The 22,299-nt window shown below is 48.1% G+C and carries 30 protein-coding genes, 1 tRNA gene and 2 pseudogenes; 19 read left to right on the top strand and 14 right to left on the bottom strand.

Features of this window, described 5'->3' with window-relative positions; genetic code table 11:
- The first annotated feature begins 80 nt into the window (after nucleotides 1–80).
- Nucleotides 81–154 (top strand) — tRNA-His (locus BLR73_RS10560).
- Nucleotides 155–600: 446 nt separating this feature from the next.
- On the opposite strand, the gene BLR73_RS10555 is transcribed toward BLR73_RS10560, so the two are convergent.
- The 5 genes from BLR73_RS10555 to BLR73_RS10535 are packed head-to-tail and all read right to left on the bottom strand — an operon-like array spanning nucleotide 601 to nucleotide 2,755.
- Nucleotides 601–837: a hypothetical protein gene (locus BLR73_RS10555; protein ID WP_091861846.1), complete on the bottom strand. Its 237-nt coding sequence runs from the start codon at nucleotides 835–837 to the stop codon at nucleotides 601–603.
- A complete protein-coding gene (locus tag BLR73_RS10550) occupies nucleotides 834–1,172 on the bottom strand; it encodes a hypothetical protein (RefSeq protein ID WP_028903513.1) in 339 nt (112 codons plus the stop codon). The genes BLR73_RS10555 and BLR73_RS10550 overlap by 4 nt, the downstream gene beginning before the upstream one ends.
- Entirely contained in the window at nucleotides 1,169–1,723 is a 555-nt protein-coding gene (locus tag BLR73_RS10545; protein WP_028903514.1) for a sugar O-acetyltransferase, read from the bottom strand. Before BLR73_RS10545 ends, BLR73_RS10550 begins: the two co-directional genes overlap by 4 nt.
- Nucleotides 1,720–2,217, bottom strand: coding sequence for a NimIJ family nitroimidazole resistance protein (locus BLR73_RS10540; protein WP_091861843.1), 498 nt, complete (start codon nucleotides 2,215–2,217; stop codon nucleotides 1,720–1,722). The genes BLR73_RS10545 and BLR73_RS10540 overlap by 4 nt, the downstream gene beginning before the upstream one ends.
- A gap of 4 nt (nucleotides 2,218–2,221) precedes the next feature.
- On the bottom strand, nucleotides 2,222–2,755 hold the full coding sequence (locus tag BLR73_RS10535; RefSeq protein WP_091861840.1) for a GNAT family N-acetyltransferase: 534 nt from the start codon (nucleotides 2,753–2,755) through the stop codon (nucleotides 2,222–2,224).
- Nucleotides 2,756–2,845: 90 nt separating this feature from the next.
- Between BLR73_RS10535 and BLR73_RS10530 the strand changes: the two genes are divergently transcribed.
- The 8 genes and pseudogenes from BLR73_RS10530 (at nucleotide 2,846) to BLR73_RS10495 (ending at nucleotide 8,348) form a co-directional block, all read left to right on the top strand.
- On the top strand, nucleotides 2,846–3,532 hold the full coding sequence (locus BLR73_RS10530; protein WP_091861837.1) for a nitroreductase family protein: 687 nt from the start codon (nucleotides 2,846–2,848) through the stop codon (nucleotides 3,530–3,532).
- 172 nt (nucleotides 3,533–3,704) lie between these two features.
- Nucleotides 3,705–4,283 carry a DapH/DapD/GlmU-related protein gene (locus BLR73_RS10525; protein WP_091861833.1) on the top strand — a complete coding sequence of 193 codons (579 nt, stop codon included), beginning with the start codon at nucleotides 3,705–3,707 and terminating at the stop codon, nucleotides 4,281–4,283.
- A gap of 379 nt (nucleotides 4,284–4,662) precedes the next feature.
- A pseudogene (locus BLR73_RS14775) lies at nucleotides 4,663–4,812 on the top strand (DapH/DapD/GlmU-related protein); the annotation flags it as partial.
- Nucleotides 4,813–4,857: 45 nt separating this feature from the next.
- Nucleotides 4,858–5,562, top strand: coding sequence for an SDR family oxidoreductase (locus BLR73_RS10515; protein ID WP_091861827.1), 705 nt, complete (start codon nucleotides 4,858–4,860; stop codon nucleotides 5,560–5,562).
- Nucleotides 5,563–5,586: 24 nt separating this feature from the next.
- Nucleotides 5,587–6,624: a winged helix DNA-binding domain-containing protein gene (locus BLR73_RS10510; RefSeq protein WP_091861826.1), complete on the top strand. Its 1,038-nt coding sequence runs from the start codon at nucleotides 5,587–5,589 to the stop codon at nucleotides 6,622–6,624.
- Nucleotides 6,625–6,634: 10 nt separating this feature from the next.
- Nucleotides 6,635–7,024, top strand: a complete 390-nt coding sequence (locus tag BLR73_RS10505) for an MmcQ/YjbR family DNA-binding protein (protein ID WP_084163155.1) — start codon at nucleotides 6,635–6,637, stop codon at nucleotides 7,022–7,024.
- A gap of 40 nt (nucleotides 7,025–7,064) precedes the next feature.
- Nucleotides 7,065–7,595: an NAD(P)H-dependent oxidoreductase gene (locus tag BLR73_RS10500; RefSeq protein ID WP_091861823.1), complete on the top strand. Its 531-nt coding sequence runs from the start codon at nucleotides 7,065–7,067 to the stop codon at nucleotides 7,593–7,595.
- Nucleotides 7,596–7,610: 15 nt separating this feature from the next.
- Nucleotides 7,611–8,348, top strand: coding sequence for a DUF1349 domain-containing protein (locus BLR73_RS10495; protein WP_233456446.1), 738 nt, complete (start codon nucleotides 7,611–7,613; stop codon nucleotides 8,346–8,348).
- A 136-nt stretch (nucleotides 8,349–8,484) separates the two neighbouring features.
- On the opposite strand, the gene BLR73_RS10490 is transcribed toward BLR73_RS10495, so the two are convergent.
- On the bottom strand, nucleotides 8,485–9,306 hold the full coding sequence (locus BLR73_RS10490; protein WP_233456447.1) for an AraC family transcriptional regulator: 822 nt from the start codon (nucleotides 9,304–9,306) through the stop codon (nucleotides 8,485–8,487).
- Between the two features lie 212 nt (nucleotides 9,307–9,518).
- Here BLR73_RS10490 and BLR73_RS10485 point away from each other — a divergent pair, with 212 nt between their 5' ends.
- The 7 genes from BLR73_RS10485 (at nucleotide 9,519) to BLR73_RS10460 (ending at nucleotide 14,106) form a co-directional block, all read left to right on the top strand.
- On the top strand, nucleotides 9,519–10,124 hold the full coding sequence (locus tag BLR73_RS10485; RefSeq protein WP_091861820.1) for a flavodoxin: 606 nt from the start codon (nucleotides 9,519–9,521) through the stop codon (nucleotides 10,122–10,124).
- Between the two features lie 12 nt (nucleotides 10,125–10,136).
- A complete protein-coding gene (locus BLR73_RS10480) occupies nucleotides 10,137–10,982 on the top strand; it encodes an aldo/keto reductase (RefSeq protein ID WP_091861817.1) in 846 nt (281 codons plus the stop codon).
- 13 nt (nucleotides 10,983–10,995) lie between these two features.
- Nucleotides 10,996–12,168 carry an iron-containing alcohol dehydrogenase gene (locus BLR73_RS10475; protein WP_091861814.1) on the top strand — a complete coding sequence of 391 codons (1,173 nt, stop codon included), beginning with the start codon at nucleotides 10,996–10,998 and terminating at the stop codon, nucleotides 12,166–12,168.
- A 1-nt stretch (nucleotide 12,169) separates the two neighbouring features.
- Nucleotides 12,170–12,547 (top strand): carboxymuconolactone decarboxylase family protein, encoded by a 378-nt coding sequence (locus BLR73_RS10470; RefSeq protein ID WP_091861810.1) that lies wholly within the window; start codon nucleotides 12,170–12,172, stop codon nucleotides 12,545–12,547.
- Between the two features lie 42 nt (nucleotides 12,548–12,589).
- Entirely contained in the window at nucleotides 12,590–13,219 is a 630-nt protein-coding gene (locus BLR73_RS10465) for a cupin domain-containing protein (protein ID WP_233456448.1), read from the top strand.
- A 154-nt stretch (nucleotides 13,220–13,373) separates the two neighbouring features.
- Nucleotides 13,374–13,544, top strand: a complete 171-nt coding sequence (locus tag BLR73_RS14380) for a hypothetical protein (RefSeq protein ID WP_176763674.1) — start codon at nucleotides 13,374–13,376, stop codon at nucleotides 13,542–13,544.
- Between the two features lie 10 nt (nucleotides 13,545–13,554).
- The gene (locus BLR73_RS10460) at nucleotides 13,555–14,106 is read left to right on the top strand and encodes a flavodoxin (protein WP_091861807.1); all 552 of its coding nucleotides are present in this window, start codon (nucleotides 13,555–13,557) and stop codon (nucleotides 14,104–14,106) included.
- Nucleotides 14,107–14,484: 378 nt separating this feature from the next.
- Here BLR73_RS10460 and BLR73_RS10455 read toward each other — a convergent pair whose 3' ends face one another.
- Complete coding sequence (locus tag BLR73_RS10455; protein ID WP_091861804.1) at nucleotides 14,485–14,910, bottom strand: thioesterase family protein; 426 nt, start codon at nucleotides 14,908–14,910, stop codon at nucleotides 14,485–14,487.
- A gap of 155 nt (nucleotides 14,911–15,065) precedes the next feature.
- Here BLR73_RS10455 and BLR73_RS10450 point away from each other — a divergent pair, with 155 nt between their 5' ends.
- Nucleotides 15,066–17,567 (top strand): alpha-L-arabinofuranosidase C-terminal domain-containing protein, encoded by a 2,502-nt coding sequence (locus BLR73_RS10450; RefSeq protein ID WP_233456449.1) that lies wholly within the window; start codon nucleotides 15,066–15,068, stop codon nucleotides 17,565–17,567.
- 108 nt (nucleotides 17,568–17,675) lie between these two features.
- On the opposite strand, the gene BLR73_RS10445 is transcribed toward BLR73_RS10450, so the two are convergent.
- From BLR73_RS10445 to BLR73_RS14190, 5 genes are all read right to left on the bottom strand, one after another.
- On the bottom strand, nucleotides 17,676–17,804 hold the full coding sequence (locus BLR73_RS10445; protein ID WP_091861798.1) for a YccF domain-containing protein: 129 nt from the start codon (nucleotides 17,802–17,804) through the stop codon (nucleotides 17,676–17,678).
- A gap of 78 nt (nucleotides 17,805–17,882) precedes the next feature.
- Entirely contained in the window at nucleotides 17,883–18,707 is an 825-nt protein-coding gene (locus BLR73_RS10440; protein ID WP_091861795.1) for an MBL fold metallo-hydrolase, read from the bottom strand.
- Between the two features lie 7 nt (nucleotides 18,708–18,714).
- Entirely contained in the window at nucleotides 18,715–18,981 is a 267-nt protein-coding gene (locus tag BLR73_RS10435; RefSeq protein WP_033151207.1) for a DUF1294 domain-containing protein, read from the bottom strand.
- The gene (locus tag BLR73_RS10430; protein WP_091861792.1) at nucleotides 18,981–19,187 is read right to left on the bottom strand and encodes a hypothetical protein; all 207 of its coding nucleotides are present in this window, start codon (nucleotides 19,185–19,187) and stop codon (nucleotides 18,981–18,983) included. The genes BLR73_RS10435 and BLR73_RS10430 overlap by 1 nt, the downstream gene beginning before the upstream one ends.
- Nucleotides 19,188–19,223: 36 nt before the next feature.
- Nucleotides 19,224–19,367 (bottom strand): sel1 repeat family protein, encoded by a 144-nt coding sequence (locus BLR73_RS14190; protein ID WP_143010939.1) that lies wholly within the window; start codon nucleotides 19,365–19,367, stop codon nucleotides 19,224–19,226.
- 97 nt (nucleotides 19,368–19,464) lie between these two features.
- On the opposite strand from BLR73_RS14190, the gene BLR73_RS10425 reads away from it, so the two are divergent.
- Complete coding sequence (locus BLR73_RS10425) at nucleotides 19,465–20,976, top strand: Y-family DNA polymerase (RefSeq protein WP_091861789.1); 1,512 nt, start codon at nucleotides 19,465–19,467, stop codon at nucleotides 20,974–20,976.
- Nucleotides 20,973–21,377, top strand: a complete 405-nt coding sequence (locus BLR73_RS10420) for a YolD-like family protein (RefSeq protein ID WP_091861787.1) — start codon at nucleotides 20,973–20,975, stop codon at nucleotides 21,375–21,377. The genes BLR73_RS10425 and BLR73_RS10420 overlap by 4 nt, the downstream gene beginning before the upstream one ends.
- A gap of 37 nt (nucleotides 21,378–21,414) precedes the next feature.
- On the opposite strand, the gene BLR73_RS10415 is transcribed toward BLR73_RS10420, so the two are convergent.
- Nucleotides 21,415–21,930 (bottom strand): pyridoxamine 5'-phosphate oxidase family protein, encoded by a 516-nt coding sequence (locus BLR73_RS10415; protein ID WP_091861784.1) that lies wholly within the window; start codon nucleotides 21,928–21,930, stop codon nucleotides 21,415–21,417.
- A gap of 50 nt (nucleotides 21,931–21,980) precedes the next feature.
- Nucleotides 21,981–22,079: pseudogene (locus tag BLR73_RS10410) on the bottom strand (flavin oxidoreductase); the annotation flags it as partial.
- Nucleotides 22,080–22,299: the final 220 nt, after the last annotated feature.

Here is a 22,299-nt window from a genome sequence, read left to right as displayed (position 1 = left end):
TAAATTTTTATAAAAAACTACATCAAATGTTTGGTAGATTAAAAAAATCTCCGTACCTTTGCACCCGCAATTCAGAAATGGTGCCCGTAGTTCAGTTGGTTAGAGCGTCAGATTGTGGTTCTGAATGTCGTGGGTTCGAGTCCCACCGGGCACCCTCATAAAACCTTGTAGGTCAACAACTTACAAGGTTTTTCTTTTTATCCTTAAATTAAGACGTTAACTTAAATTCCAACGGTTTTATGTTAAAACAGGAAATATTGGCGCAAAATTGGTAATCATATCCAAAAGTGGAACTACTAAAATAAGACTCACACATTATCAAAAAGATATATAAACTGCTGATTTTCAAGGTTTATCAATAACCAAGCATGACATTCAGACGTGTATTCTGAATGTTGCGACACTCAGACACTCCGTAAGTTTATTGATACAAATATTTCAGGCTCATACGACATTTCTTTCCAGATAGCCGATTATGAACGACTCTATCCGCTGCTGGCAGAAACGGAATTCCCAAACAAGCTGATTATGAATTGTTGGCCAGATAAGTTCTTAGCCTTGCTAAGCGACAAAGGTCAATGACTTCGATTATTTAGGCATTCAAAGATAGAATGCGAATTTCGATCCTTTTGCGCCGATGCCCTCGTAGTCGGCAGTAATTGAGAATTGGCAGCAGAGATTGCCGATAGCATCATCATCAAGGGTGACAGTCAACTCCAGTTCAATGGCCATACGTCGCTCGCTGTAGCTGAGATTCCAGATACATTCACCCAGAACGGCATTCACCACCGTTCGAATCTCATCTTGCGTGCGCCATATAGAATCGTAGTCAGTCATCTTACTATCTTTGCTTTTTGCAGGTTATCGAAGTCATCCCAGAACTCTGCCTGTTCTTCATCGCTGAAGGTGTTCGAAGCCATCTCTTTGAGGATTTCATCCAACAGTTGCATCTTCGTAACCTGCAGGTCTGGAGCCACATCAATCTGGTAAGTAAGAATATCGCCCAACGAGCCGACGTGAACGTTGGTAATAGCGACCTCACCATTTACCAACTTAACCTGAATACGTCTATTGGAACCATACTCAGGCTTCGTCTCACGTAGCTTCTGGTACAACGTTGATTCGCTGTACTGCTCAGAATCTACTGAATTTATGAGTTCACGTAGTGTCATATAGTCTTTACTACTTTGCAGGGGTTGCCTACTGCAATGGAGTTCGAAGGAATATCTTTCGTCACTACACTACCTGCACCTATGGTCACGTTGTCACCAATTGTCACACCAGGCAGGATGGTCACACTGCCACCAATCCATACATTATTGCCAATGGTGACTGGTTCTGCCCACTCTCTACGGCTGTTGCGCTCCACGGGGTCTGTACTATGGCTGGCCGTGTAGATGCTTACATTAGGGCCGATAAAACAGTCATCTCCAATGGTGACACGTGCTTCGTCGAGCACGGTGAAGTTGAAGTTGGCAAAGAACCGCTTGCCCACACTAATCTGCTTGCCATAGTCGCAATAGAAGGGCTGGTTAATCAGAATATTGTCATCAGCGATGTGTCCCAAGAGACCTTTCAGGATCTCCCTTGCCTCCTCCTTCTCCGACGGGCGCAACAGGTTATAGTCATGGATTATCTCCTTAACTTCCGTCAGTTCTTCTATCAGCTGCGGGTCAACAGCGGAATAAATTTCGCCCGCCAACATCTTCTCTTTTTCTGTCATATATTTCTTTGTCTTACCAATTCAATTGCCTCCTTGCCCGTCAAATGCTCGATGTCAAAGCGTATCATTAGCATACGGGCGAAGCCACTCTCTATTTCCTTTTGCAGGTTCTCGTCATCGTTTGGATTGTAGCGGTTGCCAAGCATTCGGGCTGTTTCCAACTTCTCCTGTTCATCCTCGATGATATGGATTCTGCCAAATGCTATCACGCTACGGAAGAAAGTGGTGTACTTCTTCGGCTGCACATCATCCTGCTCGATGACGCAGAACGAAGCATTCTCACACTTGCGGATAGCATCCACCTTATGACCAGCCAGAGCACTGTGGAAATACAGTTTTCCTTCATGATATACATAGCTGATAGGAACGGCATAGGGATAGTCATCATCACCAAGCAATGCCAGTGTTCCTGCCGTTGCTTTCTCCAATATTGCGATGCTTTCCTCTTTTGAAAGCTGTTGGCGCTTGCGCCTCATTTCACGAAACTCACTCATGCAGTTAATCCTTATTTTTATCCCATGTCCAATATTTCCTTAATTCTCCAACAATCTCCTCCCAATCCTGTAGGGTGAACGTTCCTGGCCCTATCATCATAATGGTCATTTCCAAGTCGTCCCAACAGCGATAGACACTAGTATCGCGGAACCCGTTACGGAGATAGAACTCATGGCGGCGCTGCCTTTGCTCCTTGTTGTCACACTCCTGACGAGGTGACTCCATGTCCAGGACACATGACTGTCCCTTATAACGTTCTATCAGTTGATTAAGAATCTTCTGACCAAGACCTTTCCCTCGCAGTTCTTCCTTAACGGCGAAATACCAGTACCAGTTAAACGAGGGTCTGGGATAGACAATCGTAAAGCCGATAAACTCTTCTCCCTCGTAATAGGCTGTGAAGTCAAGAAGCATCTCACCAATTAGTCGCACCAAGTCATCCCAGGGAATCTGTTCTTCCTTGGGAAATGCCGTTTCGTAGAGCTGTTTCAATTGCCCATCGTTAGCATTCTCTGTAGATATCTGTTTCTGAATCAAATCCTAATAATTCTCAATTCTTGGCACAAAGATAGCAATAATTCTTCATTTTTTCGTATCTTTACACCCAGATTTAATATGTTTTGTGAAATGACCCTAGAAGAAGCTATTGAAGCCCGTCACAGTGTAAGGGCATATAAGGAACAGCCGTTGGCAGAGAATATAGTCAAGGTGCTAGAAGAGAAAATCGCGGTACTGAACCGTGAGGGTAAGTTGCATATACAGCTTCTTCAGAACGAGCCGAAGGCATTCTTAGGAACGATGGCCAAATATGGGAAGTTCCGTAATGTAGGCAACTATATCGTCATGGCAGGACAGAAAGCTGATGACTTGGATGAGCGCGTAGGCTATTATGGCGAGCAATTGGTACTGCTGGCTCAGACTCTCGGACTGAACACCTGCTGGGTGGGTCTCTCCTACTCCAAGGTGTCAGGAACGTATGAGCTTGGCGAAGACGAGAAGATTGCTTGTTACATTGCCATCGGCTATGGTGAGACGCAAGGTGTCGGTCATAAGATCAAGACCGTCGAACAAGTGAGCAATGTGAGTGACATCACACCGTTATGGTTCAAAAAAGGTGTTAAAGCAGCCTTGCTTGCTCCAACAGCCGTAAATCAGCAGAAATTTTCATTTGAATATGTCGGTACAAGTAACAATCGCCATCAAGTTAGAGCAAAGAAAGGATTCTCCATGATTGGCTATACAAAGATGGATTTAGGCATTGCCAAATACCACTTTGAGATTGGTGCCGGAGAAGTGAATTTTGAGTGGGTATGAACATTGAGCAGGTCAGAGAGTACACGTTGTCACTCCCAAGAGTGACCGAAGACCAAGCTTTTGGTGATGATATTCTTAACTTTCGCTTGGAGGGAAAGATTTTCGTCTGCCTATGGCTAGGCGGTGGCAAGTATGGATTGATTTAGATGTGGTAAAATGGAAATAAAGAACAATGACAATACAAGAATTTCGTGATTACATAGCATCGGGCAAACCCGTCGTTGGCGGTGGTGATGTCCACATGATGTTCCATCAGCTGTCGCAGGAGGCTCTGCAGATAACGGCAGAAATTAACGGGAAGTACCATACTCCAGAGCAGTTGCACGATTTGCTGGAACAACTTTGGGGGCGTGAAGTACCCAAGACGGTAGGCATGTTTCCTCCGTTCCATACCGATTGCGGAAAGAACACCATCGTTGGTGAACGGGTCTTCATCAACATGGGTTGTAAGTTCCAAGACCAAGGTGGCATCACCATCGACGAGGGCGCACTCATCGGACACAATGTCGTGCTGGCAACCATCAATCACGACCTTGACCCGGCCAAGCGCCAGAGTATGAGCTATGCACCAATTCACATCGGCAAAAACGTATGGATTGGAGCCAATGCCACCGTTCTTGCAGGAGTAACCATCGGCGATGGAGCCGTAGTGGCTGCTGGTGCCGTGGTGACAAAGGATGTTGAACCGAATACCATTGTTGGTGGCGTTCCAGCCAAGGTGATAAAAAAGATAGAGATAAAAGACAGATAAATCGGAATTTATGAAAAAGATAACATTCAGTCGTACAGATATTAGTGAAGATGTGCTATTACAGTTAACCAAAACATCTGAGCTTATCAAGCGATTAAACAGTCTATCTTTGGTCAATCATATCCAGAAGCAAGAAATTGTCAAGGAATTGTTCGGATCTTCTGGTAGTAATCCTTTCGTTGGTGATAATTTCCATTGCGACTTTGGTAAGAATATCCATGTTGGCGACAATTTCCATGCTGATTATAATTGTACGATGCTCGACGTTGCAGAAATACACATCGGCAATAACTGTCTGATTGGGCCTGATGTGGGAATTTATACAGCTGGTCATCGTCTCCAACCCGAAGGTAGAACGCTTGATGGCTATGGAATTCCAATTACTATTGGCAATGATGTTTGGGTTGGTGGCCATTCCGTGATACTGCCTGGTGTCGTAATAGGTGATGGTGCAGTCATTGCTGCAGGTTCTGTGGTAACCAGTAATGTCGCTCCACGGACCTTAGTGGCTGGTAATCCCGCAAAATTCAAAAAAGAAATCATATAAATTCCAATTTAACGAACTGACACAAATATGGATTTCAAAAATAAAATAGTAATCGTCACAGGTGGTGCACAAGGCATCGGAAGATGTATAGCAGAAGAATTCGAGAAACTTGGAGCAACTGTTTGCGTAATCGATAAACAGCAGGGTGACCACTTTGTTGGCGACCTTGCTGACAAACAGGTGCTGGAGCAGTTTGCCAAGGATGTCATTGAGAAGCATGGGCATGTGGATTATCTCATCAACAATGCCCTGCCACTGATGAAGGGCATAAACGAGTGTAGTTATGAGGAGTTCCAGTATGCCCTGAGTGTTGGTGTTACAGCACCTTTCTATCTCGCCAAACTCTTTGCTCCACATTTCGCAAAGGGAGCGGCCGTCGTCAATATATCTTCCTCACGTGATCGTATGAGTCAGCCACAGACGGAAAGTTATACTGCAGCAAAAGGTGGCATAGCGGCTTTGACTCACGCCTTGGCAGTCAGTCTTGCTGGAAAGGTTCGTGTAAACAGCATCTCTCCAGGGTGGATTGACACGGCCTACACCGTCTATGAAGGTTCCGATGCCATTCAACAACCGGCAGGACGTGTTGGAAATCCATTGGATATAGCTAATATGGTGCTCTTTCTCTGCTCTGACAAGGCAGGATTCATCACGGGCGAGAACATATGTATCGATGGTGGCATGACCAGACAGATGATATATCATGGTGATAATGGTTGGACATTAAATTGAAATATGAAATGTAAAATGTGAGATATGAATCCTGTTGCCATCAGACTTCTCAACCAGCAGCTCATCGCTCCACAGTTCAGTACACCTACTGAGGTGGTCAGCTACATGGGTGCCATGCAGGCACAGGAGTATCGTATGATGCGCGGGGCTGTGGCAATGCGCACGCGCAAACCTTCATTCAAGGCTTTCAAGAAAGCTTTTGATGAGGGACTGATTATCCGTCTGCACCTGATGAGAGGCACTTGGCAGTTGGTATCTGCTGAAGATTACTGGTCTATGATAGACCTATTTGCTCCAAAAGCAATTGCCGTCACGAAGGGATGGATGAGCAGCAATAGAATAACCATACCCGATGAAGAACTGATGCGTGTCAGAGATATTCTCGTTCGGACAGCAGCAGGCAAAAGGAGTGTGACAAAAGATGATTTCGTTCTGGCGTTGGCAGAAAAAGGTTTGAAGATGGGCGACCATCGCCTGTCTTATCATATCCGCATGGCAGAAATGGCAGGCATCCTTTGTAGTGGAGATTTGTTACCGCTCAAAGCCACCTACGCGCTAACATCAGATAAGATAAAGTCATCCGCAAAGATGGACAGAGACGAGGCGTTGGCTTACTTTACTCATAAGTACTTTCAGAGTCGCCAACCAGCTACACTGGAGGATTTTGTATGGTGGTCAGGACTCAACATCAGCGACTGTAGAAAAGGCATTGCACTCCTTGGCAACGGCATTCACATGGAGAAGTGGAAAGGCAGGGAGTTCTATCTGACCGAAGAATGCCGCATAAGGGGATTTCGTAAAGGCAAGTTCCTCCTGATTCCTCCATACGATGAATACCTCATCAGTTATAAGAGTCGTGACATCGTGCTTCCTCCAGAACACAGGCATCGTGCCCATAACAATAGCGGCATTTTCCAGCCTATAATAGCTTATGATGGAAAGATATGCGGTAATTGGTCACCTTTTAAAGAGGACTTTCAAGCATCCTTCTTTGAAGAAAACTTTGAACCTGTAGATGTAAGTGAAGCTTGGCAATCATACAGTAGTTATCGGAATAAATAAAAAATGCAGTATGAACATAGAAGACTATCGCGAGTATTGCCTGTCATTAGGCGAAGACATTGAAGAAAAACTTCCTTTCCAGAAGTTCAAGAACGGAGAGGGGGTATTGGTGTTCTACGTGATGGGACATATGTTCTCATTCTTCGATTGCAATGACTTCTCTGTCATATCACTGAAATGCCAGCCTGAGCGCATCGAGGACCTGAAGGCACAGTATGAGTGTATTGGCAATCCGTACAACGAATCGCCCAAGCACTGGATAGGCATCAACCCAAATTCTGCGCCAGATGACTTGCTAAAGGAGCTGACACGAAACTCTTTTGAGATTGTAAAGGCCAAGTATGCGAGTAAGCGAGAGCAAGAAAGGTCTAAAGTCAAAAGTCAAAGGCTTAAAGCTTAAAACTTAAAGGTCAAAGGTGAAACTTGAAACTTTAAAAATCATGAAAGCATTATTTATCAATGGAAGTCCGCGTAAGAACGGCAATACGGCACAGCTGCTGAAGCGTGCCATGGATGGTGCCAGGGAGGCTGGTGCCGAGGTAGAACTGGTGAATCTCTACGACCGCAACCTGAACTACAAGGGCTGTATGTCGTGTTTCGCTTGTAAGGTCAAGGGCGGCAAAAAGGGTGTCTGCTCTTTCAAGGACGACCTGCAGCCCATACAGCTGGAGATGAACTACAAAGACCGCCGCATCATCCTGCCTAAGACGGAGGGTGAAGTGCTGGAGCCAATAAAGGTGCTTCGTGCCGACATCGATTACAACAAGCATCTGAATAATGCCAACTATGTCCGCATGGCGATGGAACTGTTGCCGGAGGATTTCGTGGTTCGAGGTCTTCGTGTGGAATATCGCGTAGCTGCCAAACTTGGTGATTGTCTGATTCCTACTATATACAAAATAGTTGACGGTATCATCATTTCCCTGTCTATAGGGAGTGAGGTGAGTGCCATCATTGAGTTCAATAAATGACACAGTAATTCGATTATGAAGATAATAAACATCATGCTTATGGCAGCAGTAGCAACAGCAGCTCTGACGGGTTGCGGCAGTAAAGAAAATAAGGTAGAGACAACCGAGTTTGTGGACGATGTAAAGGTGGCACTTGCCGATAGTGGGCGCATCGACCCGAGTAAACTTCAGTGGACGAGGGAGCCTAAAGCCTTTGAGGTCAAAGGCGACACCATCGCCATCACTACCGCTCCGCATACCGACCTGTGGCAGCGCACGTACTATCACTTCCAGAACGACAATGCGCCCGTGCTACAGATGAAGACAAAAGAAAAGTTCTTCAGTTTCGTGGTGAAGACCGACTTCACGCAGAGTCACCAGCGTTTCGACCAGTGCGGCATCGTGATGTATCTGGATAGCGAGAACTGGCTGAAAGGTTCTGTGGAATATGAGAATGACGAGTTCCAGCACTTAGGCAGCGTAGCCACCAACAAGGGTTACTCTGACTGGGCTACGACGGCTATCCCTGCCGATGTCAAGACAATGTGGTACCGTTTCTCGCGCCGAGAGGATGACTACTGCATCGAATGTTCTACCGATGGCGAGAATTTCAGTCAGATGCGCATCTGTCACATGTATGCTGCTGCCGACGAAATCAGTTTCGGCATATATGCCTGTTCGCCAGAGGAATCATCATTCACCGCCCTTTTTTCAGACATGAAGATTACCGAGTGTGTTTGGAAGGCTCACGACGGTCAGCAGCCGGATGAATAGAATCAAAAAACGTTTATAACCTATAATAAAGAATACAACAAATAGTTAATTTAATGAATATGACATACACCTTCGGTACGCCCGAGGGCAGCGTAGGCCCCGATGGCTATTCGCTCGACAATTGGGCGAAAAATAGTTACTCCCTTTTCGGCTGCAGGCTCTGGCGGTAGTCGCTGGGCGACTGGCCGAGGTGCTTGGAGCAGTAGCGGCTGAAATGGGAGAGCGATGAGAAATCCATCAGTTCGGCTATCTGGGTGAGCGACAGACGCTCGTCGCCCAGATAGTTTTTCAGTATGGGTACGGTGTGGCGGTGGATGTACGAGCTGACGCTGTGGCCCGTCACGCGCTTCACGGTATCGGAGAGGTACTTGGGCGAGACGTTCAGGCGCTCGGCGTAATAAGTGACCTCACGCTCCGTCCGGCTAATGCCTGTGGAGAGCAGTTGCATCAGCTGCTTCACGATATAGGCCGTGCGGTCGGTATGCGTATCGGTGGCGTTGCGCTGGGCGTGCGGCTCGAAGATGTCGTACATCATCGTCAGGCAGAGGCTCCCCATCAGTTCGCGGTAGAACAGCAGGTGGCTGTCGTCCATGCGGTCGCGCAGGCGGTGGAAGTCTGCCAGCAGGATGGCAGCCTGCTCATCCGTTAGCGAGATGACTGGATCGTGGTTCAGTGAGATACTGCCTCCGATGCTGTAGTTGTTCGACGGCAGCAGGTTCTGCAGGAACTTGTAATCAGCAGCAAACCATTCTACCTGCAAGTCTGCATGTGCCGCAAGGTTGCAGACACGATCAGGCATCGGTATCACAACCAAGTCGTTTTTGATAATGTGGTAGCAATGCTCGTTGAACACAAAACTTGCCTCACCTGCCAAGCAAAGCAGATGCATGCAGGTGTGGCTCAACTCATAGGAATTCATCCCATAGAAGTCGGTGGAATACTGAAAATCTATCTTCATATGAGGCAATGTTGCGATTAAGCAAGCGCTAAAGAGCTTGCTCATTTTGCCGAGCGTGAGCAACTTCGCGCTGTTTACAGCGCAAAATTACACATTATTTTATATATAAAAGAACGATTTGTGCAAAAAGTGAAAATTATGAAGTAATTTGTGAAACAAAAGTATCAGGAAATCGTCGTAACTTTGCACCCAAATTCAACAGTATATTTAAAATGAATATCAAAAGTATCATCACAGCTGCCATAGCATTGCTGATTTCCACAGCTTGCAGCGGTGGCGCAAAACAGGAGAAAGTTATGAACAAGGATGGTAAAAGTTTGGTAGTATTCTTCTCACATGCGGGAGACAACTACGCAGTAGGAAACATTGAGGTGGGCAACACGAAGATTGTCGCCGACTACATTACGGAACTGACTGGTGCAGAGCAGTTTGAGATTGTCACCCATAAGTATGATGGCATGGCTTATACACCACTCATCAATCTGGCGAAGGAAGAGACCAAGAACGGCGAACTGCCAGCGTACGAGGGCGACGTGGATTTGAGCGGCTACGACACTGTATTCATCGGTGGCCCTGTCTGGTGGGGAACCTATCCGCAGGTGATGTTCACCTTCTTCAAGAAGCACGCTAACGACCTGAAGGGTAAAACCGTCATTCCTTTCACCACTCACGAAGGGTCAGGTTTGGCTAATTGCGTAGAGGATGTGAAGGATGCATTCCCTGGTGCTAATGTCACAAAGGGCTTTAGCATCTATGGACACGAGGTAAGGACAGAAAAGAAAAAGGTTGAGAAGTGGCTGAATGGTTTAGGATATTAAAAATTGAAGATTATGGAGTACATTACATTATCAAACGGTGTGAAGATGCCGACATTGGGCTACGGTGTGTTTCTCGTAAGCCCTGACGAGTGCGAACGTTGTGTGAGTGATGCTTTGAGTGTGGGCTACCGCCTGATTGATACGGCACAGGCCTACCAGAACGAGGAAGGCGTTGGCAATGCCTGGCGCAAGAGTGGCATCAAACGCGAGGATCTGTTCCTTGTAACAAAGGTATGGATATCCAATGCTGGCGAGGAAAAGGCTGCCAAGAGCATCGATGAGAGTCTGCGTAAGTTGCAGACGGAGTACATTGATTTGTTACTCATCCATCAGGCCTACAGCGACGTGTTCGGCACATGGCGGGCTATGGAGAAGGCTTATCGTGCAGGCAAGGTGCGTGCCATCGGCGTGAGCAACTTTCAGGCAGGCCGTTTCTTCGACTTTGCCCACTATGTAGAGCTGAAGCCGATGGTGAACCAGTTGGAGTGCAACGCCCTCTCTCAGCAGACGGACATCGAGTCTGTTCTTGGCGAGTATAATACGAGGATGATGGCATGGTATCCACTCGGTGGACAGGGCACTGACGGCATTATAAAGAGTGAATTGCTGGCTTCTATCGGTGCCAAGTATAACAAGACAGCCGCCCAGGTCGCCCTCCGTTGGCTCACCCAGCGCGGTATCGTGGCTATTCCCAAGTCGAGCCACAAGGAGCGCATGGCGCAGAATATCGACATCTTTGACTTCTCGCTGAGTGACGATGATATGGCTCAGATTGCCAAGATGAACCAGCATGACGCTGGTACCAGAGATTTCGGCGACCCACAGTTCGTGAAATACTTAATTGAGAATTACGGATAATAAAAAAACAACTATGTTAGGAAACTTTTCTTATTACAACCCAACCAAACTGTATTTTGGTGATGAGTCTTTGAACTTCCTCAAGGACGAACTGAAGGGCTATGGCCCAGTGGTGCTGCTCAACTACGGCAGTGGCAGTGTAAAACGTAACGGCATCTACGACCAGGTGGTGGCTATCCTCAAAGAGGCAGGCAAGACCATCGTTGAGAACCCTGGCGTGATGACCAATCCCACCTTAGAGAAACTGCATGAGGGTGTCAAGATTGCCCGCGAGAACGAGGTGGACTTGATCCTTGCCCTTGGCGGCGGCAGCGTTTGCGACTACTCGAAGGCCGTGGCTGCATCTGTCTATTATGAAGGCGACTACTGGGACAAGTTCTGGCTGAAGCAGGAAAATCCCGCTAAGGACCAGAGACTGCTGCCTGTGGGCTGTATCCTGACGATGGCTGGCACAGGCTCTGAGATGAACGCCGGCACTGTGATTACAGATGCAGAGCATACTTTCAAGGTGGGGCATGTGTTCGACAGTCGTCTGATGCCTAAGTTCTCTATCCTCAATCCGAAGTTCACGATGACCGTACCCGAGAACCAGATGAAGGCGGGTATCTACGACATCATGAACCACATCATGGAGCAGTACTTCTCGGACTTCGATGACAACACCAGCGACTACCTCTCTGAAGGACTGATGCGTTCTGTCATCCACAGCAGCCGCATCGCTGTAAAAAATCCTCAGGACTACGAGGCACGCTCGAACATCATGTGGACAGCCACATGGGCACTGAACACCCTTATCGGGCTGGGCAAGCAGCAGGACTGGATGGTTCACATGATTGGTCACAGCGTGGGTGCTTGGACACATGCCCCACACGGCTATGCGCTGGCATCTGTCTCAATGGCCTACTATCGCCGCGCCATGCAGAACGGTCTGTCTAAGTTTGTGCGCTTCGCCAAGAACGTGTGGAATATCCAGAGCAACGGAATGACCGACGAACAGATAGCCGAAGCTGGTCTGCAGGCCCTGAAAGCCTGGATGCAAGAGATAGGTCTGCCCTTGACCATCACTCAACTGGGTGCCACTGAAGATATGATTCCCGGCATCACCGAGGGCACCATCTGCTATCCCGCCGGTTATCTGAATCTGACGAAGTCAGACGTGACAGAGATTCTTAAGGAGAGCATGTAATATGAAACGAATCGTCTATTTATTTGTAGCATTATTGATGATGGCAACAGCAGATGCACAGACGTTGACAGAGCGTCAAAAGGGATTGGCAGCATGTGCCTGCCTCATGGCACAGGGTGATATGAATCGTTTGGAGCCTACCGTGCGTATGGCTCTCAACAAGGGCGTAACCATCAACGAACTGAAGGAGGCCTTCTCGCAACTCTATGCCTATACCGGCTTTCCACGTTCGCTGAATGCACTTGGCGTGCTGAGCAAGGTTTTGGAAAACAGACAAGCGAACTGGCAGGAAGGCAAGCCTTGGAAACGTCCTGCAGAATGGGATGATGCTAAGAAGGCTTACGAACTGGGCGTGAAGAACCAGACACAACTCTCATGAAAGCCCTTTAACTATGAGTTCTGTCCGCAGGACGACTACTATTTGAAGTCACACCTCTTTGGTGACATCTTCGCTGGCGACCAGCTCTCTGCTGCAGATCGCGAGATAGTAACCGTAGCAGCCCTGAGCGGTCTCGATGGTGTTGCTCCACAACTGGCTGCCCACAAGCAGGGCGCCGTGAATATGGGCAACTCAAAGCAACAGGTCGATGAGCTCTGCACTTGGCTCTGCAACGAAGGTTACACCCTGAACACCAAGTGGCCCAAGGGCGAGCCTAATCCTTACGGGAAGTATTTCATTGGTCAGAGCTATTTGGCAGATGTCGGTGGTGGTGTGATGCGCTCGGCGCAAAGCGACGCTTCTTCGAGTGTAACGAGTCTGAAGAACGTCACCTTCGAGCCTCGCTGCCGCAATAATTGGCATATCCATCACAAACAGGTGCAGGTATTGATCTGCGTCGCCGGTCGCGGCTGGTATCAGGAATGGGGCAAGGAGCCTGTAGAAATGACTCCCGGCACCGTCATCGCCATCCCTGCCGAAGTGAAGCACTGGCACGGTGCCGCCAAGGACTCATGGTTCCAGCATCTGACGTATCATAAGGATGTGCAGGATGGAGCATCGAACGAGTGGTTAGAGCCAGTAATAGACGAAATTTACAGTAAACTGCAATAAGCCATGATAAAAGGCAGCAAAAAGATGCTAACGATTATATTGTTTGTAATCTTTCTACTGGCACTGACAACGTGTGTCGTTATCAACCTGCCTCAATTCGGTAAACTGCCAAGTGGGGCAAGACTGGAACCAGATACATACCATGCCCGAAGAGATGGTCAAAGAAGCCACAGAACTTCATGCCTCTCTAATTTTCTCTGTCCATTATGGCAAATTCGCATTGGCACGTCATTCATGGGACGAACCATATCGTAATATAGAAAAAATACGTCAAGCAGGCTTTACGGTAGTAAAAGGAACTATTGGCGAAGTGGTAAAATATTAATGTTAATCATATGAAGAAGATAGTAATGATGTTGGCAGCACTCTTGACGATGAGCCTGAGTGCTTGCTCACAAGGAAACAAAAAGGAGAGTAAGGAAATGAAAAAAGTATTAGTAGCCTATTTTTCGGCATCTGGCGTGACGAAGAGTGTTGCCCAGCAGTTGGCAGAAGTGACAGGTGGAACGTTGCACGAAATCAAGCCCGCACAGCCCTACACGGATGCTGACCTCGACTGGCGCAACAAGCAGAGTCGCAGCAGCGTGGAGATGCAGGACAAATCATCACGTCCTGCCATAACGGATAAACTCGCGAACATGCAGGACTATGACGTCATCTACGTCGGTTTCCCCATCTGGTGGTACACCTGCCCGACAATCATCAACACCTTCATGGAGACATACGACTTCAAGGGAAAGACCATGATTCCCTTCGCCACCTCTGGCGGCAGTAGCATCAAGAAAGCTTGTGAAGACCTGAAAGCCGCTTATCCTGATGTAAAGTGGAAGGAAGGAAAGTTGCTGAACCGTGCATCAAAGAAAAATTTGGAGGATTGGGTGAAGTAAATACCTATTTCTGATTAACCTGCTTATGCAGGACTTTGCTAGTGCGCAATACTTAAAACACCGCGTTTTAGGTATTGCGTACCTTATTTATTTGCCGTACCTTTGCAGCCGAAATCGGCAACGAAATCACAGGTATAAAATTCATAAAGTATTTGTTTAGTTTAGTAAGGTGGTTACATCACATTCGAGGCCATGGGAGCCATTCTTCATCGAAACAAGACCCTTGCTTCTGGTGATGACTGTTGTCTTTACTACATGACAAAGCCTGGTTCTGAGGCGGAACACCGATGGCAGGATGAGCATCCAGACGGGACATTCATATGCAAGTAGGTGAAATCAACCTGTGGTCGAGCGATTCCCTTTAAATATTTGCGTATTTTATAGCCCGTCGTAGTCGATGATGGCCTTGCGCCATTCGTCGGGAAACGGTATGGACAGCTTCTGCTCCAGGTCGTACAGCACCAATATCGACAGGCAGCGGCTCTTCACCTCCTGCGTATCGGTGTCAAAAATTTCCTGTTCCAGATGGAAACTCTTGTTGCCGAGTTTGGCAGTACGGGTGCGGACGGCAATACGGTCAGGGCCTTTTATCTGGGCAAAGAACTCCACTTCTATCTTCACCACGAAGATAGCATAGCGATCCCAGTCAAAACCTTTGCATACGGTGGAGACATAGTCAGTCTTACCAGAGTCGTAGAACTGAAAATATATGGTATTGTTCACGTGCCCGAACTTGTCAACGTCGTTGAAACGTATCTGCAGCGGCACTACATTGTGAAACTCGTTATTACTTTCTTCTGCCATCTTATTAGGCTTAATCTCTGTATAAATCGGCTGCAAAGATACAAAAAGTTTTTGAAGATATTTCCTTCCCAAGCAACTTTTTCTGAATTTCACTTGCATTTTTACGCTATAATTCATTACCTTTGCATCCTCAAAGAATTAATGACACAATAATAATGAAGGAATCAAGATTTTACCTCTTAGGCATTTTCGCCACAGCGTCTATCAGCGTTTGCGCTCAGACCACCAAGCGCGTGTTTGTCTATAGCCCAGGTGAGCACGCCGGCTTGCATGTAGCACAATTCACCCCCAACGGTTGGCAGGAGATGGGTCAGCTGTGCTCGTCCGACTATGGCACATGGGGAGCCGAGAAGCGCATGTACCACCCCTCAGTGGCCCGCGCTGCCGATGGCACCTGGCGCCTGGTGTTTCAGGTCAACGACAGTTCACCACTCTTTGCCGCAGCCTATAGCCGCAACTTGGTAACCTGGCGCCCACAAGACTATCCTGTGATGTCAACGCCACAGTGCCTCAAGCCGGTAGTCTTTGCCAATGACAATGGCACCTTCGACATCTATTATCAGACGAAGACCGGCGACAAGCGCTGGGTATCTGCATCGGGCAACTTCCGTCAATTCAGCAAAGACCAGAAGAGCCTGATCGATCAGGCTGCCTGGACGCGCGACACCGCCACCATAGCAGGCAAGTTGCACGAGGGCAACACCTTCGACATCACAGCGCAGGAACTCAGCACCATCACTAGTCACTTCCAACAGTTGCAGGCCGATGCACGTCTCAGCAGTGAGCGCATGCACGACGATGCCAAGAATTCCCTGCTGCCCCATCAGCCTGTGACAGCCACACTTCACGTGAGCAACAGCGAGAAGACCATCAGCGACAAACTGATAGGTATCTTCTTCGAAGACATCAGCTATGCTGCCGATGGCGGTCTGTATGCCGAACTGATTCAGAACCGCGACTTCGAATACAACGCAAAAGATCGTCGCGAGTGGAACGCCACCACCGCCTGGCACTCAGCCAGTCCTATCGATATTTCCACCCAGCACCCACTCAGCAGCAACAATCCCCACTATGCTGTGATTGCTGCCGACACACTGTGGAACGAGGGTTGGGATGGCATCGCCGTAGAGGCCGGCCATAAGTACAACCTCTCGATGTATGTTCTGGCCGACGGTCAGAAGCAGAACTTCACGATTCAGCTAATAGGCACCGATGGCACCATACTTGCCAGCAGCAAACTCAAAACCCAGGGCACCGATTGGCAACAGTACACCTGCGTGCTCAGCACCAAGAAGAGCTGCACCAAGGCCCGTCTGGCCATCATTCCGCAGAAGTCCGTCCGTGTGGGACTCGATATGATTTCGCTCTTTCCACAAGAAACATTTATGAACCGTCCTAACGGTCTGCGTCGCGACTTAGCTCAGGTCATCGCCGACCTGAAGCCCAAGTTCGTCCGTTTCCCAGGCGGTTGCATGAGCCATGGTCAGGGCCTCGACAATATCTACCATTGGAACCACACCGTAGGTCCACTTCAGGACCGCAAACCCGACTTCAATATCTGGGGCTATCATCAGACACGCGGACTGGGATTCTTCGAGTATTTCCAGTTCTGCGAAGACATCGGTGCCGAGCCACTCCCAGTGCTTGCAGCAGGCGTTCCATGCCAGAACTCAGCCGCCAACGCCCAGGGTATAGGCGGTCAGCAGTGCGGCATCCCTATGGATCAGATGCCAGCTTACATCCAGGAGCTGCTCGACCTGATTGAGTGGGCCAATGGCGATCCCGCCACCTCCAAGTGGGCCAAGCTTCGCGCTGATGCCGGTCACCCCGCCCCATTCAACCTTAAATATATAGGTATAGGCAACGAGGACATCATCGGCACCGTGTTCGAAGAGCGCTACGAGATGATCTGCAAGGCCATCCGTCAGAAATATCCCGAGATTAAGATTTGTGGCACCGTAGGACCTTTCCACGCCCCAAGTGCCGATTACGTCGAAGGATGGGACTTCACCAAGCGCCATCCCGAGCTGCAGTATATGGTTGATGAGCACTACTACGAGTCAACCGGTTGGTTCATGCACCATCGCAACTATTACGACGGTTACGATCGCACCATGCCTAAGGTTTATCTTGGCGAATATGCAGCCTCAACCAATGTCAAGCGTCCCAATATCGAGACCGCACTGGCCGAAGCCCTCTATCTCACCGATGTTGAGCGCAATGGCGACGTGGTAGAGATGACCAGCTACGCCCCGATGCTGGCCAAGGATAAGCACCACAACTGGGATCCCGACATGATCTACTTCTCTAACACCGAAGTCCGCCCCACCCCTGCCTACCATGTTCAGCGCATGTTCTCGGTATATGGTGGCGACAAGTACGTGAGCACCGACATCCAGATTGCCCCCGAACTTAAACATCGCGTAGGCGTCAGTCTGGTTCGCCACAGTGCCACCGGCCGTCGCTATCTCAAGTTGGTAAACGCCCTGCCCGTAGAGCTCACCATCAAAGCCAACGGCCTCACTATCCCAGCCGACAGCAAGACCGAGGAGTTCAGCGGTCAGCCCACCGACCAGACGCTTGAGATGAAGCAAGGAGTAGCAGGCCCCAACGCCCTCACGCTACCCCCTTACACTTTCCGTGTGATAGAGTTATAAAAACAAGTTTATATAAAAGTTAGGCAATAATATAGCAGTTGGCACAGATGATTTAAGCACTATGCACCGTATAATCCTTGCCCGACTTAACCTCTATCGGATGAGCACTCATCGTCTGGTAGTTGAGTTCTTTGAGGACCCCCTTAAGCTCAATAGTATCAGTCCTGCGATGAAATACTCCAAGGCTATGTGCAGGCCCCTGAATACGATCCAGATGATGTTTCCTAACGTCTTCATTGATCTGATTTAGATGACCACGGCCGTTCCGCTGGGTTCTTGGACGAGCCAAGCGTCTCCTTCGTCGCCGAGCGGTACTCAGATTTCAATAGTTTCTCCTTCCCTGTTGATTTCCCAGAAAGTGATGTCCTTTTCGTCAGTAAATTCCTTCATGCGCCATGAAGATTCGAAGCCTGTAGTGAAGTGCATAGGAACGAACAGTCCGACCTTGAACCGCTCGATGAATTGCCGGCCACCAAGGGTATAGCCGTTGCCGACACGTCCATCTATGGGAAACATCACCACATCGAAACTGTCGGCAACCTTGCGGATGTCCTTCAGCTCGCCAAGGAATTGCTTCTCGTGAGCTATCGGGTTAAACACCTCCTCCATCTCAAAGCTGTATCGCTGCTGATCAGGATTGTCGTCTGACAGGAACTTGGCATACCAGTTGTTCAGGTCACCCGCATGAAAGATACGTTTGACCTTTGGTCGAGCCTGCTTACGCTCGGCAGACTCCAAGCAAGCTTGGCTCTGCTCTCGCTTATTCGCAGCCTTGTCCTCAGTTTCAACAATCCACGATACGCCGCTGTCTGTGCTGCCTAACGCCCATACGGATATGGTATCGTCAGACCATATACCACCTTTTGCCAACCATACGTCAGCATCCTCCTTGCTGGCTCTCCGATGTTTGTAGATGTCCTTGGAGAGAATGTAGGTGATACCTTCACGCAGCTTCTTCCACTCAAAGATATCCTTCGTAAAGTGGTCTTCGTGGAAGTGGCTGGAGAAGACATACATGGGCTTCTCGCTCCTTAGCACACCATCCATCACACCACTGGGATCCATCCAGTAGTCGAATACTAGGATGGACTGCTCCGTTTCAAGCACAAAGCCGCTATGGAAGATGTAGGTCAGCGTCATGGAATCTCTATTTCTCGCTTATCATATACATGAGTGCAATCTGAGCCAACAGAATCAGAGGTAGGCCATACTTGAACTTTAAATGCATCGTCTTGTGGCGCCATACTTGCATGCCAAGCAAAGCTCCGATAGTGCCTCCGATGACTGCAAGCATCAGCAACGTTGCTTCCGAAATGCGCCAGCTACCTTGCTTGGCCTTCCACTTGTCAATGCCATAGACCAGGAAGGTCACGACATTGATGACTATCAGATAATATAACAGAGCATTTGCCATCACTTTTTTTCTTTTGTAAATGCGTAAACTGCAAGTGTTGGAAGAAGAACCAATAGCAGCAACACAACCTCTAACAATGCGTACGACCCGAAATAGTCAACTAATGTCTGGAATTTCAGGACTCCATCCACAAGAAAGACCAGAAAGGCAAACCAGCAGAGAAGGAATATTGCTGAATACTTGATTTTTCGTTTCTTCAGTTTCATTATTCGATAGTTTAATACCACTTATATCCGTGTTCCTTACAATAATTCGAAAGCCATCTCCAGATTGACCTTTACGCCTGTGCCACGCTCATAGCAGACCCCAAGGTTGTTCATTGCCTTGGTGTCACCCTCGTAAGCCTTCTCACGATACGAGTCTGCCTTGTTTCGTTCTTTTGGCATGGCTATTCTCCTAAATAATGTTGCAAAATTAGTCAATTCTGATAAATTCTGAGGTTTTATGAGTAATTTTGTGGCTGTTTTTGAGAATAATTAAGGTATGTCGGAGCAGCAGCGGACATATATTGCCATCGATCTGAAGTCGTTTTACGCTTCAGTGGAGTGTGTGGACAGAGGGTTTGACCCGCTGACCACCAATCTCGTGGTAGCAGATGTAAGCCGGACGGAGAAAACCATCTGCCTGGCTGTTTCTCCTTCGCTCAAAGCTTATGGTATCGGAGGACGTGCGCGACTGTTCGAGGTGGTTCAGAGAGTGCGCGAGGTGAACAACGAGCGCAAGAGATCTGCCGGGTGGAGGATGACAGGCAAATCCTACAATGCCCTGGAACTGAAAGCCAATCCAAGTCTCGAACTCGACTATATCGCTGCACCGCCACGTATGGCTCACTACATGGAGGTGAGCACCAAGGTCTATGAGACCTACTTGAAATACATTGCTCCAGAGGATATTCATGTCTATAGCATCGACGAGGTGTTTATGGATGTGACAGCCTATCTGAGAACCTATAAGTTGTCGGCGCATGAACTAGCCATGAAGATGATCCGCGACGTGCTGGCCACTACGGGCATCACAGCTACGGCTGGCATCGGCACAAACATGTATCTGGCAAAGGTGGCAATGGACATTGTAGCCAAGAAAGCACCTGCCGACAAAGACGGAGTGCGTATCGCAGAACTAGATGAAATGTCGTATCGACGTGAGTTGTGGGACTACCAGCCTATCACGAAGTTCTGGCGTGTAGGCAGAGGCATAGCAGAGAAACTGGCTGTCTATGGTATTGACACGATGGGTAAGTTGGCCAGGATGTCTGTACAGAACGAAGGATTGCTTTACCGGCTCTTTGGCGTGAATGCCGAACTGCTGATAGATCATGCTTGGGGATGGGAGCCGTGTACGATGGAGTCTGTAAAGGCATATCGTCCTGAGACCAACTCCTTCAGCAGCGGACAGGTGCTGCAGGAGCCTTACACATTCAAGAAAGCCCGTGTGGTGATACAGGAAATGGCAGAAGGAATGGCACTCGATCTCGTATCGAAGCGCCTGATGACTGACCAGCTGGTGCTGACCGTAGGTTATGATGCAGAATGTCTGACACGACCAGAAATTCGTGAGAAATATCACGGTGAGATTACTGCTAATTATTACGGGAAGAATGTGCCAAAACATGCTCACGGCACGTTCAATTTCGAGAAACCCACATCATCCTCGCGCCTTATCATGGAAGGTGCTTCAGAGTTGTTTGACAGCCATGTGAATCCAGATTTACTGATTCGCAGGCTAAACCTGACAACGAACCATGTGGTATCGGAGGCATCGGTATTTGCACAGGCCAATGCTCCCCAGCAGCTTGATCTCTTCACTGATTACGAAGCATTAGAGAAACAGCGTCAGGAGGAGCAAGCAAAGCTGGACAAAGAACGCCGAATGCAGGAAGCACAGTTGAAAATCAAACAGCGTTTCGGCAAGAATGCCATCCTTAGAGGTCTGAACTTTGAGGAAGGCGCCACGGCCAAGGAACGTAACGAACAAATAGGAGGACACAAGGCATGACCCACGACTACGACGATATCATCAATCTGCCTCACTATGAGCCCAAGCATCATCCAAGGATGTCGATGTGGAACCGTGCAGCCCAGTTTGCACCCTTCGCCGCATTGACTGGCTACGACGCAGCCATTCAGGAGTCAGGCCGTTTGACGGACGACTGGTTAGGTTTGAGTGAATCAGGCAATGAGGAAATGAATCGAAAAATGGAATTGATTGTTTCCATATTGCCAGAGCATCCTTCTGTGACCATCGAGTATTTCGTGCCAGACGAGCATAAGGCAGGAGGTTCCTATCAGTCTTATACCGGTAATGTGAAACGCATCGATGAATACGAAAAGTGCATCGAGTTTACAGACGGGAAGAAAGTCCCACTTGATGTCATAAGAGATATAAAGATTGAGTGATCGACAGTCTGACGTATGGCTGTGATTCGTACTTTGTTCATTCCATTCGTCCCCATTTCATTTCTTCCCCCTGCTTGTCATACTGTTTACGCTTACCAGTAGGAGGTGCTGTAAGAGTTATCTTAACTACTGCCGTTCTTTCTAAACTACGCTGGATTGCATCATCAAAGGCATCCATATGTTTGGGGAGAAAACGCAGACATATTGCCCTCAGAGCCTCTATCTTCTCTTCTCTATCTGATACGATTTCTGCTTTTCCAACTGCCATCGCTGATTTATATTGGAGTGAAAAACTTCCGTCCTTTGGGCCAACGGTAGGAGTGCATCTGGTGACTGCCGACAATGCAACAATCGGGTTAGCTGTTATACAGTCCAGTTTTTCTCCTTCCATAGCACAATGGAAGTAGAAAGTCTTATCGTCTGTACGTACCAATGACAAGGGTACACCATAAGGGCTACCATCTGGTCGTGTAAAACTGACGGTGACATACGGAGCCTTATCCAGCACCTCAAAAGCGAAGGTGGCATCCATTTCTCTGCTTGATTTCCTCATATTCGTTTATTTTATCGGGTCTGAACAATAATCTCTACGGCCACAGTCCTTGCAGCATTTATTGCATTGGGCTTACCGTTCTTATCATAAGTGCCGATAATCAGCACTGGTTGTGGCAGTAGCCACGCTGTTGACTTAAAACTCTTCATATTATTTGTTTTATAATACTCTTTTGCCCTAAATTCATTTAAATATGGTGGCAAAGATGGTGCAAATCGAATGCAGAAAGCTTGCTTTTTGCTGAGATGCAGCCCATTTTCGCCGCTCGAACTTGTTCGCTTTTCATAAAAAAAGAACTTTTGTTGCAAAATTACCAATAATCAGCGTAAAATCGCTATCTTTGCCATCAGTTTTAACAAAAGTTGAATC

Source organism: Prevotella sp. khp1 (assembly GCF_900102205.1).
In the GTDB taxonomy this organism is placed as follows: domain Bacteria; phylum Bacteroidota; class Bacteroidia; order Bacteroidales; family Bacteroidaceae; genus Prevotella; species Prevotella ruminicola.
This window is presented reverse-complemented; position numbering and strand designations above follow the sequence as displayed.

Bases quoted from the DNA above. Each gene is read 5' to 3' on its own strand.
- BLR73_RS14380 (WP_176763674.1), top strand. From the start codon at position 13,374: ATGGTCAAAGAAGCCACAGAACTTCATGCCTCTCTAATTTTCTCTGTC.
- BLR73_RS10415 (WP_091861784.1), bottom strand. From the start codon at position 21,930: ATGAGGAAATCAAGCAGAGAAATGGATGCCACCTTCGCTTTTGAGGTG.
- BLR73_RS10435 (WP_033151207.1), bottom strand. From the start codon at position 18,981: ATGGCAAATGCTCTGTTATATTATCTGATAGTCATCAATGTCGTGACC.
- BLR73_RS10550 (WP_028903513.1), bottom strand. From the start codon at position 1,172: ATGACACTACGTGAACTCATAAATTCAGTAGATTCTGAGCAGTACAGC.
- BLR73_RS10530 (WP_091861837.1), top strand. From the start codon at position 2,846: ATGACCCTAGAAGAAGCTATTGAAGCCCGTCACAGTGTAAGGGCATAT.
- BLR73_RS10490 (WP_233456447.1), bottom strand. From the start codon at position 9,306: ATGAAGATAGATTTTCAGTATTCCACCGACTTCTATGGGATGAATTCC.
- BLR73_RS10445 (WP_091861798.1), bottom strand. From the start codon at position 17,804: ATGAAGACGTTAGGAAACATCATCTGGATCGTATTCAGGGGCCTGCAC.
- BLR73_RS10455 (WP_091861804.1), bottom strand. From the start codon at position 14,910: ATGGCAGAAGAAAGTAATAACGAGTTTCACAATGTAGTGCCGCTGCAG.
- BLR73_RS10480 (WP_091861817.1), top strand. From the start codon at position 10,137: ATGGAGTACATTACATTATCAAACGGTGTGAAGATGCCGACATTGGGC.
- BLR73_RS10505 (WP_084163155.1), top strand. From the start codon at position 6,635: ATGAACATAGAAGACTATCGCGAGTATTGCCTGTCATTAGGCGAAGAC.
- BLR73_RS10485 (WP_091861820.1), top strand. From the start codon at position 9,519: ATGAATATCAAAAGTATCATCACAGCTGCCATAGCATTGCTGATTTCC.
- BLR73_RS10510 (WP_091861826.1), top strand. From the start codon at position 5,587: ATGAATCCTGTTGCCATCAGACTTCTCAACCAGCAGCTCATCGCTCCA.
- BLR73_RS10545 (WP_028903514.1), bottom strand. From the start codon at position 1,723: ATGACAGAAAAAGAGAAGATGTTGGCGGGCGAAATTTATTCCGCTGTT.
- BLR73_RS10470 (WP_091861810.1), top strand. From the start codon at position 12,170: ATGAAACGAATCGTCTATTTATTTGTAGCATTATTGATGATGGCAACA.
- BLR73_RS10420 (WP_091861787.1), top strand. From the start codon at position 20,973: ATGACCCACGACTACGACGATATCATCAATCTGCCTCACTATGAGCCC.
- BLR73_RS10425 (WP_091861789.1), top strand. From the start codon at position 19,465: ATGTCGGAGCAGCAGCGGACATATATTGCCATCGATCTGAAGTCGTTT.
- BLR73_RS10555 (WP_091861846.1), bottom strand. From the start codon at position 837: ATGACTGACTACGATTCTATATGGCGCACGCAAGATGAGATTCGAACG.
- BLR73_RS10440 (WP_091861795.1), bottom strand. From the start codon at position 18,707: ATGACGCTGACCTACATCTTCCATAGCGGCTTTGTGCTTGAAACGGAG.
- BLR73_RS14190 (WP_143010939.1), bottom strand. From the start codon at position 19,367: ATGCCAAAAGAACGAAACAAGGCAGACTCGTATCGTGAGAAGGCTTAC.
- BLR73_RS10475 (WP_091861814.1), top strand. From the start codon at position 10,996: ATGTTAGGAAACTTTTCTTATTACAACCCAACCAAACTGTATTTTGGT.
- BLR73_RS10500 (WP_091861823.1), top strand. From the start codon at position 7,065: ATGAAAGCATTATTTATCAATGGAAGTCCGCGTAAGAACGGCAATACG.
- BLR73_RS10495 (WP_233456446.1), top strand. From the start codon at position 7,611: ATGAAGATAATAAACATCATGCTTATGGCAGCAGTAGCAACAGCAGCT.
- BLR73_RS10460 (WP_091861807.1), top strand. From the start codon at position 13,555: ATGAAGAAGATAGTAATGATGTTGGCAGCACTCTTGACGATGAGCCTG.
- BLR73_RS10515 (WP_091861827.1), top strand. From the start codon at position 4,858: ATGGATTTCAAAAATAAAATAGTAATCGTCACAGGTGGTGCACAAGGC.
- BLR73_RS10525 (WP_091861833.1), top strand. From the start codon at position 3,705: ATGACAATACAAGAATTTCGTGATTACATAGCATCGGGCAAACCCGTC.
- BLR73_RS10430 (WP_091861792.1), bottom strand. From the start codon at position 19,187: ATGAAACTGAAGAAACGAAAAATCAAGTATTCAGCAATATTCCTTCTC.
- BLR73_RS10450 (WP_233456449.1), top strand. From the start codon at position 15,066: ATGAAGGAATCAAGATTTTACCTCTTAGGCATTTTCGCCACAGCGTCT.
- BLR73_RS10540 (WP_091861843.1), bottom strand. From the start codon at position 2,217: ATGAGTGAGTTTCGTGAAATGAGGCGCAAGCGCCAACAGCTTTCAAAA.